We start from the raw sequence: 13,153 nt of genomic DNA on the forward strand, positions 1-13,153 counted from the left end.
TTCAGCGGGAATCGAGAATCAGCCGCCGCCGCATTGCAGAAAACTGGGTAGCCAGAAAAGGACGCAGATATGTCTGTTAAAAAAGTGGACAACGCTTGTCGTAGGCGCCGGTCAAGCGGGAGTGGCTATGAGCGAGCACCTGAGCAAGTGCGGGGTCCCTCATCTGGTCCTTGAACGCGGCCGGATTGCCGAACGCTGGCGCTCGCAGCGGTGGGACTCCCTGGTTGCCAATGGCCCGGCTTGGCATGACCGGTTTCCAGGCATGGATTTCCCGCAACCGGTCCCAATGCTTTGCCGCCAAGGAGGAGGTCGCTGACAATTTTGTCGCTTATGCAAAGCAGATCAATGCGCCCATCCGCTGCGGCGTGGAGGTCAAGCTCGTGCAAAGAAATGTCGGGCGGTCCGGATTCCGCGTCGAGACGTCGGGCGGCGTGATCAAAGCCAACAGCATTGGACCTTTCCAGATACCGTCATTCCGCCCGTCGTCCCTGGGAATGCAGGCATGCTGCAAATCCATTCCAGCGCATACCGCAACCCTGAACAACTGCCGAAAGGCGCGGTGCTGGTGGTCGGCGCGGGATCCTCGGGCGTTCAGATCGCGGACGAACTCCAGCGCGCTTGGCAAGCGCGTATATCTTTCGGTCGGCCCGCATGATCGCCCGTCGCGCGCCTATCGCGGCCGCGACTTCTGCTGGTGGCTGGGCGTTCCCGGCAAATGGGACCTCGAAACCCCGGGACCCGGCACGGAACATGTGACGATCGCCGTCAGCGGCGCGCGCGGCGGTGAGACAATCGATTCCCGCCGCCTTGCCGCGCAGGGGCTTACGCTGGTCGGCATAGGCCGTCGCCTGCGGCGGCAACCTGCTTGCCAACGACAAGGTTCCGAAAGCCATGGTCGGCGCCTTTCTTGGCTCAGAGGGTCACCTAGGCGACCGGCTGATCGCCTCGATGCGCGCCGCGCTTCATGCCGGCGGGGAGGCCGGGCCAGTCCGCTCTGCCGGCATGAAGCTGGTGCGTGACGTGTCATGGCCCGTCGCGGACCTGCGTAACGACTGGACCGAGGAATCAGGTGACGTGAACAATCACCAGCCTGCCATGACCGCCCCCTCTCAGCGAATTTGCAGAACTCTCAGCACACTACCTGCTCGAACTTGTGGTCCGATGCGCCGAGCTACGGAGTTCCGGGCGACGAATAGACAAGAGTAGTCTGAGAGCGGGACATGAGCGAGCTCAGCCACAAGTACTGGATCAGCAAGGCGGCGGCGATCCAGTTTCGGGGTAAGGCCTTCATAGACGACAAATTCGTTGCGTCCCATCCCGTCAGACCTTCGCAAGCGTTAATCGCCAACAGGGGAAACGCTCGCCAAGGTCGCTTCCTGCGCGATGAGCGGATCGATTCGCGGTTGCCGCGGCGCGCCGTAGCTTCGAGGTCGGCGTCCAGTAGCGCACCAACCCAGCGCGTCCTGATGCGCGTCGCACACCTCTTTTGGTTTCTGTTCGATCGTGACGAATTCATCCGGCTTGTGGCCCTGAGCCATCGATCCAGGTCCGCAGATCACGGTCGGCAGGGCGAGGTCGCGGTCGAACAGGCCCCCCTCGGTGCCGAAGGCGACCTTGATCGTGCTGTTGGCTCCGATCAGCGACTTGACAAATTGAACAGCGTCCGAAGCACCGGGCGTGTCGAGGCCCGGGTAGGCGTTGACGATGTCAATATCGATCTACTTCAGGCGCCGTCCTCGCGGCGCTCTCGACAATCATCGCGGCCGCATGCTGCAGCCTCGCCATGATGCGCTCGGGATCGTCGGTGGCGACGGTGCGGATCTCGAAATCGACGTGGCATAGATTGGGGACGATGTTCAAGGCGACTCCCGGTTTCATCTTGCCCACATGAACAGTTGAATAGGGAATGTCGTAGTCGCCGTCCCGGCCGCCTTTCTTTGCAAGGCGGTCCTGCTCTGCACGAAGGGCGGTTACGAAGTCGCAGCCCATGTGAATGGCCGTTTAGGGCGAGCGGAGCGAGCGCCGAATGGCCCTCCCGTCCGACGCAGGCGGCGCGCGCCGCGATCTTGCCCTTGTGTCCGGTCGCTACCGCCATGCCGGTCGGTTCGCCGACGATGCAGAGTAGGGGCCGGACGGGAGTCGACGCCAGCATTTGAATCAGGCTGCGCACTCCGAGACAGCCGACCTCCTCGTCATAGGAAAGCGCAAGGTAAAGGGGGTGTTCAACTCCATCTTGGATGCGCGCAGCGAGGCTGCCAACGCGGAGGCAATGAACCCTTTCATGTCGGCAGCACCACGACCGTGAAGGCGTCCGTCCGCTCCGTCATCTCGAAAGGCGGCACGCTCCAATTCTGGCCGTCGACCGGGACGACGTCTGTATGGCCCGACAGCATGATGCCTGCGCGTCGCGTCGGTCCGACGGTGGCAATGAGGTTGGCCTTTCTCCGGTCCTCGTCCTGAATGAGCTTGAAGGGGATGCCGTGCGCATCAAGCAATTCCCCGATATAGCCGATCAGCTCGAGGTTCGAATCTCGGCTGACGGTCGGAAAGGAAATTAGTTTTCGTAGAATTTCGATGCTGTCCACGATTGGAACCTTTGTTTGACCCGCCGCTATCTAGCACCAGTCGCGGCAAAGAGCCGGCGTCGGATTTGATTCATCCGAGATTTCGTCTCAGCTTAAACAGCAGATGCCGCTCTCCATTAGATTGATTTGGGCATGTCCGAAAGCGTTCGCCCAACTGTTGAATCGAGAGGGATTCCTAATCATCCGTGCTGTCTGTCGGATGAGGCGGCGGACCTGTCGAAAGCTTCGTCGGTCGATCTTCGCGTTCGGGTTCTGGCGGCTTCGCGGGCTACGCATCGCTCGTGATCTTGTTTCGCTCATTCCGAGCCAGCTGCGCCGCAGCGGTGAGATAGTCAACCAGGTGCTTCGCACCGTCAGGCAGAATTGAGCGATCGCTGTGAGAGACGTAGTACCCTCTACCTGAGAGGAGGACGTCACGGCCCACACGCTGGAGGCTTTCTGCCTTTAGTTCGGCGCGCAGCAGCCACACGCTACCCAGAGCAATTCCTTTGCCCTTGATCGCTTCGCCGATCGTCTGCGAGTAGGTCGACAGGGTCTCCACGGGCCACTTTTCAAAACCGCTGAAGGACAGTCCTTGGAACCACACGCGCCAGTCCACCCAGTCCGGAGATGCTCGGCCGCAATTCAACAACTTCGGCCTATGGGAAGGTGGGATATCCTGGATCGTCCGGAGGTCGTCACCGAATTGTCTTGCTACCTTCGGTGCTGCAACAGGTGTCAATTCCTCATCAAATAGCAGAATGGGGTTTCGCCCAGGTAGGACACCGTCGCCATAGGTCACTGTAAGATCATTACCGTCATTAAAGAGGTCTTGCGGGTTGTCTGACGTGATCAGCCGCGTCGGGCAGGCATGTTGGGAAAGCCCGAAGTCGCGGAGATGAGGCGTCAGCCAGAACATGCCGACAGCGGTGTTGGCTCCGATGGACAGTGGCCGCTGCGCTTCTTCGCGCAACGCGCCGACTCCTAGCTGGAGGAACTCCAGGGTCATACTCGTGGTCTGGAACAGCTTATCACCGAGCGGGGTCGGCAAAAGTCGCCTGCCGTCCCGGACGAACAGGCACTCGCCCATCCAGTCCTCGAGCTGCCTGATGCGCTTGCTCACCGCAGCCTGGGAGACGTTCAACTCACCGGCGCTGTTTGTGAAACTTCCCGCCCGATAAGCCGCTTCAAAAAAGATCAATGTATCAAGCGGCGGCAGACTGACACGGTACTTTTTCATAACTGCTGGTTACTCATAAGCGTGAGATTTTCTGTGGTTTACAGGCCTGCGAACCGTCTTAACGTACAACCAAATCAACCTAGCATCCATAGGACATACACATGACTTCACTGCCACACATCGGTTTCGTTGGCCTCGGAAATATGGGGGGACCCATGTGTCTCCGGCTTTTGGCGGCCGGACATTCTGTGATCGCTTTCGACCTCAATCAGGACGCCCTGGACAAAGTGGTCGCCGGAGGAGCCAAAGCCGCGTCTTCGGCTCGGGAATGCGCCGCCGGGGCGCAAATCTTCCTTACGTCACTTCCAAGGCCGGATCACGTCGAGACCGTAATGGCAGGAGAGAATGGAGCCCTTCAAAACTTGGAGCTGGGCAGTATCTGGATCGACTTGACGACAAACCGGAAGGACCTAGTGATTCGCCTCGCGGCCGAAGCACCCGAAGGTGTCAGTGTTGTGGACGCTCCTGTAACCGGAGCGGTTGATGGCGCCCGGAACGGAAGACTGACGCTGTTCGTTGGTGGCGACAATGCGTCGTTCGGTCGTGTGGAACCGGTCCTGAAGAACCTCGGAATGGTAATCCACTGCGGTATGCTTGGCACTGGCAATGTCGTCAAGCTCGTCACCAACCAGCTCTGGTTCATCGCCGCGGCAGCGATTGGTGAAGGCTTCGCGACGGGCATCGCTAACGGCGTCGAACTCGGCACCCTCTGGGGCGCGATTCAGAACAGCGTCGGCGATAGTTTCGTTGTACGCCATGACGCGCCATCCATTTTCGCTGGACATTACGACCCGTCGTTTTCCCTCGAGCTCTGCCTCAAGGACCTGCGTCTAATTCAGGAACTCAACCGCAATGTCCGCGCGGCCATGCCTATGACAACTGCCGCCGAAGGTGCTTTCGCCCTCGCTGCAAGCCGCTATGGTGCAGGCGCAGCGGAACTCCATGTTGCCAAGCGCATCGAGGATGACGCCGGCCTCTCGATGCGCCTCCAAGGCGATTGGATTCCTCATTGGGAAAAGTAGGCGATGCAGACAAGCAGTCCATATCGAAACGGTCGCGAGGCTGCTTGTCCTTGACCTTGCTGTCCTCAAGGTCGCGAGAAATTCAAAGGAACATCAGTAGGAGAATTCACTGGCTGTGGCCAGGACGAGATCCTCTGCCTTCGAAACGTCAGCTTTTTGGGCCGTTCTGGTTACCCTTTCGCCGCGAGTCCAAGCACAGTAGAAGGTGAACGCACAGCCACCGGGTGCAGAAAGCCACCGAGTGTGCCGGGCGGGAAAAGTTTACAAATGGCACATGCCCTCGAATTTATTCGGCCAGAGCTCTGCGTCGGGTTACGCACTATCGCCGACGGCAGGGCCCGGTTCTGGGACAGCGCGCCATTGCGCAAGGCACCAGGTTTGCGGGCAGCACAGGGACGTAATGCCAGGGATCATACATCGTCTGGCCGCGCCCGAAGCAGCGGGTATGTTCGCGACAAGCACGCCGTCCTGGCGGATGACGATCTTGCCGACATAGGCAATGACCTCGACCGGGCGGCCGACTGCCGTCGACTACGCCGAGTATTGTCTCGATGCCGCACCGTGCATGTGTTCGACACCGAGGCCGGCACCGGATAAAATCTCTCAAAGGCGCTGCGGTATTCGACATCTTGGCCGCCTTCGTCCTCGAACTGCAGCCGGGCGCTCAATTCCTCGCAGGTCTTGAAGCGCAAGCCTGGGGTTCACGTGTAGGGCGCGCGCCAGGCTGCGGGCTGCGTTGTCCCGAGGCGATGAAGTGTTGCACTGGCAATGGGCCAATCAGATCGCCGCCCGGCGCGTCCTCACAGTCGGTGGCGTTGGTGTCTGCAGCCGGTGGGCCGGAAGTATCCTCGATCATGTACCGCTTTCTGGTGGGAGGGGCAGCCTCGCCAGGTGCCCCTATCCCGATCCGTTGATGTCGGACATGCGACACAGCAGAAGGAGAGAAACTATGTTGTTTTGATATGTTTTCCCCTTGGCACGATACATGCGCGTTTTCCGCAAACATGCCGCGAACTGGAAAGATTGTTCTATGATCATGTCTAGCAAAAAAGTCGTCGCCCGTGGAACCGCTCGGCCCGCTTCTATGCGAACACATGTCACGCGTCGTGGCTGATGGCAGCATGCCCGCGGGTTTCAATTATTGCTCCTTCGCGCACGCCATTCTGCGTTTTTTTGCAACCTGCGGCGCCGACATAATTGATGTGCCGCTGATTCAGCCGGCCGACCCGTTCTTGGACATTGCGGGCGAGGGCTTACGGGGCCGCATTTTCCTCACGGGGAGCGACGCTGGCGAGACGCTGTGTCTGAGGCACGAATTCAGGCTTCCGACCTGTCTTGACTACATCAAAACCAGAGTGTCAGCCCCGCGGCGCCGCGCCTATCTCGGAGAAATCTTCCGGCAGTGCAAGAAAACCAACAGCGAATTCCTGGCCGGCCTTGAGGATCTCGGCAACACGGATATTGCAGCGACTGATGCGCGGTTGATCGCGGACGCATATGCATTGCTAGAACAGTTGCTGCCGGGTCAAGAGCTTGCAGTGACAATCGGAGACCAGACGATCTTCGAGGCAGTGCTCGCAGGGCTTGGCCTGCCGCCCATCTGGGAGAGGCGGTTGGTACGAGTCTTTGGAATGCCGGATCAGCTTAACCTGGTGCTCGCGGATTTTGCAAAATCCATGCCCAAGAAGGAGTTCGGGGATTCGCTTACGCCCTTTGTAGTCTGCAGCCACTTGAAGGGGCTGACGGCTCATATCGCTGCAGCTATGGAGCTTGTCGGAATTTCGCCGGCCGTTGGACGCACGCCCGAGGAGATTGCAAGGCGCCACATAGAGAAGGCCGAGCTTGCGCGCGTGACCCTACCACAAGCCACTTTCGATGCCCTGAAGACGTTCCTTTTGATACGGGTTCCGTTCGAACGAGCTCCTAGCGAATTAGCCGACTTCGCCAAGGAGAAAGGGCTGATGCTTGGAGCCGCGCTCGACTGCTTCGCCGCGAGGGCTGAAGCAATTGCGAACCACTGCTTACCGAGCCATATGATTTATGATGCTGGATACGGTCGGCCGCTCGACTGCTATACGGGTCTCGCTTTCCAGATTTCCGTGCCAGAAATCGACCAGCCGTTGTTGGACGGCGGGCGTTACGATCAGCTGCTCGCGCTCCTGGGCGCCCCACGGCCGGTCCGAGGCGTCGGCTTCTCCGTTTGGCTCGACCGGATCCAGAGTTTGGGGCAGTCGATCGCGTGACGGTTTTATTGTCGCTTCCCTCGAAAGGTCGGCTGAAGGAACAGGCACTGGAGGCACTTGCAAGTGCCGACCTGCCGGTTATCCAGGACGGCGACGGACGCAAATACCTGGCGCGCCTTGATGGCCGTGATGATGTCCGCGTGCTATTCCTCTCGGCTCGCGAAATAGCGGTCGAACTCGGGCGGGGAGGGATCGATCTCGGCATCACCGGTGAGGATCTCTTTTTTGAAAGCTGGACCGATTGGAATGGATCGATGGAGATTGTCGCGCGGCTTGGCTTTGGGAACGCTGATGTCGTTGTTGCCGTTCCCGATGTCTGGCTTGATGTACAAACGATGGCAGATCTTGACGATGTTGCGGCGGATTTTCGGTATCGTCACGGCCGGCGACTTCGGATCGCGACGAAATATCGGCGGCTCACACAGCAGTTCTTTAGCAAACAGCACGGCATCCAAGTCTACAGGATAGTTGAGAGCCCCGGGGCGACGGAAGGCACGCTGGCGAGGGGCTCCGCCGACGTGATCGTCGACATCATGACGACGGGAGCGACGCTTCGGGCTAACCATCTAAAGGTACTCGAGGATGGAGTCATTCTGCGGTCGGAAGCATGCCTTGTGGTTTCGCGGATTGAGCGACCGGAAGCAGACAAGAGGGTAATCTGGGAGTTTGCGAGAAAGCTAAGCTCTCCCTAACACCGCCTTAATCCCCTTATCCAGAGGCCACAAAATGGATCAGATGCCTACCAAAATTTCTTCCTTTCCACTTCGTCGTCTAAGCGCTTCAGATGCCGAAGCGTTCCGGGAACTGCGCCTCGAAGGACTTAAAAATCATCCAAATGCATTTGGCTCATCGTGGGAAGAAGAGGCGGAAAAACCCCTGGCTTGGTTCGTGGAGCAGTTAGAGCAGAATATCATAGTGGCTGGTTCCACGGAAAGTGGTCAACTTGTGGGAATTGCTGCTCTCGGCTTCCACCATGCGCTGAAGCAACGGCACAAAGGCGTTCTTTGGGGCATGTATGTCCGCCCCAGGGCGCGAGGATCAGGACTAGCTGCAGCTTTGGTCGAGCACTTATTAGATAAGGCGCGAGGAATGATAGAAGAAGTCCACCTCACGGTGGTCGCATCCAACGAAGCAGCCATTCGTCTCTACACCTACTATGGATTTAGGAAATACGGCCTCGAACGAAGGGCCTTGAAAGTGGGTGAGAGGTACTATGACGAGCTGTGGATGGCTTGTTCCATAAAACGCCATTGACCCCAAAGAGATGTGGAGTAGTAGACGCTGCCTACTACGGAGCGTGGATGGCCACTCGGTAGCTCTCCCTCTCTCGACCGGCACGCGGGTAGGATTGTGTGCCGCTGGAGCGCGGGCTTCCCTTCCAGAACTTCACCGCCGTCAGACCGAGGGGTGTGCGGTGAGGGGGTGACGGCCAGGCTCGAATGCATCAGCACCCCGTAGGTGAGCGCGTTGAGCTGCCCGGCCTTGTAGCCGACACGACCGAATTTATCTACAGCCGCGCGCAGCCGGGCAAAATCGGCAATCTGCCTCCCGCCGGTTCGGGACCGCCTAAAGGACATGGAACTTCTATCATCAGGCGTAGGCGCAGACATAGAAATTCACTCTGTAAGCTCCTCGGCTTCACCAAGACCGTCAACGCTCATCACTGTCAATGACCACGGAATCGGGACCCTATTTTTTCGATGCCGCTACGCCACGACGTCGGTGCAGCTATCGTCGCCTACATCCGGCATGGGCGACCGGCTTCACCGTGATCGCGAAGGAGGCCCTCGAGCGGGCGGGTATTCACGGCTATGCGCACCACGGCGCGCACCTCTTCCCCCACAGCCTTGCGACCGACCTGCTGCGGTCGGGGCCAGCTTTGCCGAGATCGGCCAGTTGCTTCGTCACCGGAGCATCGACAGCACAAGGATCTATGCCAAGCGCGACATCGAGAAGCTGCGCGAACTGAGCCTGCCCTGGCCGGGAGGTGTCCAACGTCTTCGAACAGCGCTCGAGCGCTATGTGGCATGCGCCGGGACTGGGATACAACTATCATGGCCCTGCTCGACGGTTGTCGGATTTCGTCACCTTCATGGAGGCTCGTGGCGCCGAGACCACCACCACGGCGTTGGCAATGAAGTGGGTGACGTTGATCGGCCGACAACCGAGTTGGTCCATCCACCTGACCATGACGGAAGTGCCACCTCAAGACGCTGTGCCGCCGGCGCGGCGGGCAAAGCCCTACATCTATACGGATGCTGAGATCACGGCGCTTCTGGCGGCGGCACTGGCGCTGCCGCCGGCCAACTCCCTCCGTCGCTGGACATATCATTGCCTGTTCGGATTGATAGCGGTCGCCGGTTCCGAAGCGCTGGACCTGCGCCGAGACGACGTCGATCTCGCAGCAGGGCGGCAGATTGCTGCACCAATACGTGCACCGGGTGTTCTGGCAGCTGTCGCGACAGATCGGTCTGCGGCAGCGGGGACAGCGCAATGGTCCGCGGGTTCACGATCTTCGTCACCGTTTCGCCGTCCAGGCCCTGACCAACTGGTATCGTGCGGGCGAAGATGTCGAGCGGGAACTGCCGGTCCTCTCGACCTTTCTCGGCCACGCCAATGTTCGCGACACCTACTGGTATCTATCCGCCGCGCCGGAGCTAATGACCCATGCTGCGCGACTGCTGGATGAGCGGTGGGAGGTTCGCTCATGAGGGCCTCGAGGGATTTAGCCGTGCTGATCGAGCGGTGGTTCACCGATCGGCTCATGCGACATCGAGGCGTAAGCTCCAACACCATGGCCTCATATCGCGACACCTTCCGGCTCCTGTTTGCATTCGCGCAGACACGCCTTGGCAGGTCTCCGACGCAGTTGACACTGCGGGATTTGGACGCGCCTTTCATCGGCGCATTTCTAGAGGACTACCTCGAGACACTGCGGTCCGCCTCAGTGAGGACCCGGAACCTCCGCCTCACAGCCATTCGGTCTTTCTTCAGATATGCGTCGTTCGAGGAGCCGGCCCATAGCGCTCAGATTCAACGCGTGCTCGCGATCCCGAGCAAGCGATGCGACAAGCGACAGCTTCAGTTTCTCACCAGGCCCGAGATTGAAGCGATCCTGGCCTGTCCGATCGCAGCACATGGCTGGGACGGCGTGATTACACTCTGCTGTTGCTGGCCGCGCAAACAGGCCTGCGGGTCTCGGAGATCATCGATCTCAACCGGGACTCGGTCATGCTGGGGCACGGTGCCCACGTGCGATGCGTTGGCAAGGGCCGCAAGGAGCGAAGCCGCTCACCAAGGTTGCACAGCAAGCCCTTCGGGGCTGGCTCAACGAGCCCAGGAAACGGGGCGCAACGGCTCTCTTTCCGAACATGCACGGCGGCAGGCTGAGCGCCGACGGCGTGCAGGCGCTGCTGATCAGACATGTCGCCAACGCTCGCGAACACTGCGTCATCCTCCGCTCGAAGCGGGTGTCGCCTCATGTTTTGAGGCACAGCGCTGCCATGGAGCTGCTGCAGGCGGGCGTCGATTGTTCGGTCATCGCCGTATGGCTTGGCCATGAGGCGATGGAAACGACGCTGACCTATCTTCACGCACATCTTGAGCTGAAGGAATCCGCACTTGGCAAGTTGAAGCCATACGAACGCGCAAAGGCCGAACGATTTCGGCCAAACGACCGACTTCTTGAATTCCTGAACGCCCTTTGAGCATGAGAACTATGCCGAGTGTCAACGACGATTCTCGGTCGAAATGGCGGGCAAAGCGCTTCATACCGCCATGGTCGGAAGAGGCGCTCGGCTTCGGCGGTCGGCATAAGCCGCCAGGATGAACCAGGTCGATCCGCGCCCCTGGCTCACCCAGACCCTCGAGCGCATCGCCAATGGCTGGCCAAACAGCGATATTGAGAGGCGCTCATGCCTTGCAACGACAGCGCTGAACGGCATCAGCTACCCGCTTACCACATCGGACCTTCGCTCGCCGCAACGGGCGCCGTGGTGGCGGCGAAATGGCCAGCCAAAACGCTATGTTCGGTCACACGCGCATTGTCAAAAAAGCAATAGACGCCTCGCCGGCGCCCAGTCGCCGCAGGCCGCCGGGATTGGCTTGCCCGGCGCAGCTGACATCTGATCCCAGTAACCGTTGCAGTCGACGGGCCAGACGCTTGTCGGGAAGGCCCGCGGCAGAAAGGTCTTCCTCCTGCCAAGCGGCTTCGCTCCTGATCGTCGTGTCTCGCATCCGTGACGCCTCCGTGATTCGGGTAACAGACAGAATCACGGCAGATTCATGCGCGGCAATAGGCCCGCCGACTATGCGGGTAATCGGAAGCCCTACCGGATGTTTGCGTAATTCCATCCACTCTCTCTTGAGCGACAGGTCGCACGGGCGCGAGCGTCGATATTTCCCCAGGTATTCTGTAGCTGATGCCTATGGCGGCCACGCCCCACCCTTCAAGGTGGATCGCGATCCCGTTCCGCTGACCCCGGCACCATCCCCCCCTGAGGTGCCTGTTTGTCATGTACCATGAGATACAAACCAGTCGCAATGACAGCGCTGCTCACAACGGACAGTGTCGTAATCGCGTCGCCATACAACCATTTTCCAAGCATAGAGGAAATCACCGGGGACGAGCTGTATACATAACATGATGCCCGCGTCGGACCAACGGACGAAACCGTGACGTTAAAAAGCCAGTACCCCAATGATGACGACACAACACCCATGAACAGTATTACTAGCCACAGTTCCGCAAATGAGGACTTAGCTGCGGGCACATCCGACCAGTCTGCTATCGGTATCAAAATACCACAAGCCGTCAACGTCATGTAAAAAGTCAATGTAATCGGGAGATATCGGCGGCTTAAGGCGCTGGCAACAAGCCCATTTGTGACAGAGCAGCACACGGCAATCAGCATCAAGTAATCACCATCACTCAACCTAAGTGCGCTGATGCGCTCCCAGTCTCCCTTAAACAGTAGCAACAGAGCGCCGCCACACGACAAAAGGCCACCAACATAATCAGTTGCCGATAACCGCTCATTCATGAGAATGGCGGCCACGATTGCTGTTATGGCGGGGCTCAGGGAGGAAATTATGGCGACATTAGCCACCGTGGTGCTTTCAAGACTAAGCAGTGAGAAGTAGGCGTATCCAACGATCCCAGTCGCGCCAAGTGCCATCATGGGCAAGAGGTCTCTTGGCGCAACCGCTATTGCTTTCAAACCTTTCATAGTAACCAAAGCCGACAGAACAACCAGTGCAATGAGCGACCGTAGTAGAATGATAGATATTGGATCTAATGACGCTGATACGAACTTCGCAGCAATCGTGCTGCCGGCAAAGATGGTGGCCGTTACCAGGCTAAGGAGATACCCATTAAAGCCAGCCCGCGGGTCTACGATCGACCCTTCTGTTGTGCGCTGCGCAGGTAGCACGAGTCACACCTGAGTATTGAAAGCCAGAAGCGTTCGTTCCTTAAGGATGTTAACGCTCCAATCCTTGTTCCATTCGAACCTCTCCCGCCATTCAGATCCCCACTCAGTGGGAGGAAAGTCGAAGTCTATAAAATAGCCCTCGTCGTAAAAAGCCTCGCGAGCTTGGCGAATGCCAGTTAGATCCGTGATGGCCAGATCCTGAATTACCACTAATCGCGCACCGGTCGCCCGAACCATAGATTCAATGAAATCGTCTTTCGGTTCAGGAATATAGAAAAGAACGCCGCTGAGGTACAACGCGTCGAACGCACCAAGATTACTAATCTTGTCAACATCATTCCAGTCCACCACAGAAAAATTAATCCTTCGGTCGCTGGAGTATCTTTTTGCCCCCTCCTCAACTGCTCTAGAACAAATATCTATACCAAGGTATTTCTCCAACGTTTCGTGGTTAAGATGAGGAACTACGTTTCCGTGATGGGCGCCGATATCAAGGACCTTCTTACAACTGCTATCCGAGATAATCTTACCCGCGTGCATATACAGAATCCGCGCCTCATCTGAGTCGAGGTAGTAGTAATGACCTTCGTCATACCACCGGTTAAGTTTTTCTACAACATTCACCATTAATTTTCCTCAAAAAGGCCAGGGC

At 58.5% G+C, this 13,153-nt stretch carries 8 protein-coding genes and 6 pseudogenes; 9 read left to right on the forward strand and 5 right to left on the reverse strand.

Annotated features, from left to right (window positions below):
- Positions 1-69: 69 nt before the first annotated feature.
- Positions 70-836, forward strand: a pseudogene (locus NLY36_RS22005) (flavin-containing monooxygenase); the annotation flags it as partial.
- 7 nt (positions 837-843) lie between these two features.
- A pseudogene (locus tag NLY36_RS22010) lies at positions 844-1,057 on the forward strand (DUF1028 domain-containing protein); the annotation flags it as partial.
- A 397-nt stretch (positions 1,058-1,454) separates the two neighbouring features.
- On the opposite strand, the pseudogene argE reads toward NLY36_RS22010, so the two are convergent.
- Positions 1,455-2,585 (reverse strand): annotated as a pseudogene (gene argE / locus NLY36_RS31815) (acetylornithine deacetylase); the annotation flags it as partial.
- 268 nt (positions 2,586-2,853) lie between these two features.
- Complete coding sequence (locus tag NLY36_RS22020; protein WP_050591566.1) at positions 2,854-3,804, reverse strand: LysR family transcriptional regulator; 951 nt, start codon at positions 3,802-3,804, stop codon at positions 2,854-2,856.
- A 155-nt stretch (positions 3,805-3,959) separates the two neighbouring features.
- Between NLY36_RS22020 and NLY36_RS22025 the strand changes: the two genes are divergently transcribed.
- Complete coding sequence (locus NLY36_RS22025) at positions 3,960-4,826, forward strand: NAD(P)-dependent oxidoreductase (protein WP_023737163.1); 867 nt, start codon at positions 3,960-3,962, stop codon at positions 4,824-4,826.
- 314 nt (positions 4,827-5,140) lie between these two features.
- Here NLY36_RS22025 and NLY36_RS31820 read toward each other — a convergent pair.
- Positions 5,141-5,336: pseudogene (locus NLY36_RS31820) on the reverse strand (Mu transposase domain-containing protein); the annotation flags it as partial.
- A gap of 584 nt (positions 5,337-5,920) precedes the next feature.
- Here NLY36_RS31820 and NLY36_RS22030 point away from each other — a divergent pair.
- From NLY36_RS22030 to NLY36_RS22055, 6 genes and pseudogenes are all read left to right on the forward strand, one after another.
- Entirely contained in the window at positions 5,921-7,069 is a 1,149-nt protein-coding gene (locus NLY36_RS22030; protein WP_023737165.1) for an ATP phosphoribosyltransferase regulatory subunit, read from the forward strand.
- Positions 7,066-7,761: an ATP phosphoribosyltransferase gene (hisG, locus tag NLY36_RS22035; protein ID WP_023737166.1), complete on the forward strand. Its 696-nt coding sequence runs from the start codon at positions 7,066-7,068 to the stop codon at positions 7,759-7,761. Before NLY36_RS22030 ends, hisG begins: the two co-directional genes overlap by 4 nt.
- 34 nt (positions 7,762-7,795) lie before the next feature.
- Entirely contained in the window at positions 7,796-8,323 is a 528-nt protein-coding gene (locus tag NLY36_RS22040) for a GNAT family N-acetyltransferase (RefSeq protein ID WP_050591567.1), read from the forward strand.
- A 1,163-nt stretch (positions 8,324-9,486) separates the two neighbouring features.
- Positions 9,487-9,780: a site-specific integrase gene (locus NLY36_RS22045; RefSeq protein ID WP_023737168.1), complete on the forward strand. Its 294-nt coding sequence runs from the start codon at positions 9,487-9,489 to the stop codon at positions 9,778-9,780.
- Positions 9,777-10,776, forward strand: a pseudogene (locus tag NLY36_RS22050) (tyrosine-type recombinase/integrase). The gene NLY36_RS22045 and the pseudogene NLY36_RS22050 overlap by 4 nt, the downstream one beginning before the upstream one ends.
- A 112-nt stretch (positions 10,777-10,888) precedes the next feature.
- A pseudogene (locus NLY36_RS22055) lies at positions 10,889-10,995 on the forward strand (transposase domain-containing protein); the annotation flags it as partial.
- Positions 10,996-11,517: 522 nt separating this feature from the next.
- On the opposite strand, the gene NLY36_RS22060 reads toward NLY36_RS22055, so the two are convergent.
- Together NLY36_RS22060 and NLY36_RS22065 are read right to left on the reverse strand one after the other, a co-directional pair.
- Positions 11,518-12,501: a DMT family transporter gene (locus tag NLY36_RS22060; RefSeq protein WP_084026298.1), complete on the reverse strand. Its 984-nt coding sequence runs from the start codon at positions 12,499-12,501 to the stop codon at positions 11,518-11,520.
- Between the two features lie 3 nt (positions 12,502-12,504).
- Complete coding sequence (locus tag NLY36_RS22065; RefSeq protein ID WP_023737172.1) at positions 12,505-13,128, reverse strand: class I SAM-dependent methyltransferase; 624 nt, start codon at positions 13,126-13,128, stop codon at positions 12,505-12,507.
- Positions 13,129-13,153 lie beyond the last annotated feature (25 nt).

The sequence above is a fragment of the Mesorhizobium sp. C399B genome, assembly GCF_030323185.1.
GTDB lineage: Bacteria > Pseudomonadota > Alphaproteobacteria > Rhizobiales > Rhizobiaceae > Mesorhizobium.

What these genes read in the sequence shown, in the direction of transcription:
- NLY36_RS22020 (WP_050591566.1), bottom strand. Translation starts at nt 3,804, where the DNA reads ATGAAAAAGTACCGTGTCAGTCTGCCGCCGCTTGATACATTGATCTTT.
- NLY36_RS22040 (WP_050591567.1), top strand. Translation starts at nt 7,796, where the DNA reads ATGGATCAGATGCCTACCAAAATTTCTTCCTTTCCACTTCGTCGTCTA.
- NLY36_RS22025 (WP_023737163.1), top strand. Translation starts at nt 3,960, where the DNA reads ATGTGTCTCCGGCTTTTGGCGGCCGGACATTCTGTGATCGCTTTCGAC.
- NLY36_RS22030 (WP_023737165.1), top strand. Translation starts at nt 5,921, where the DNA reads ATGTCACGCGTCGTGGCTGATGGCAGCATGCCCGCGGGTTTCAATTAT.
- NLY36_RS22065 (WP_023737172.1), bottom strand. Translation starts at nt 13,128, where the DNA reads ATGGTGAATGTTGTAGAAAAACTTAACCGGTGGTATGACGAAGGTCAT.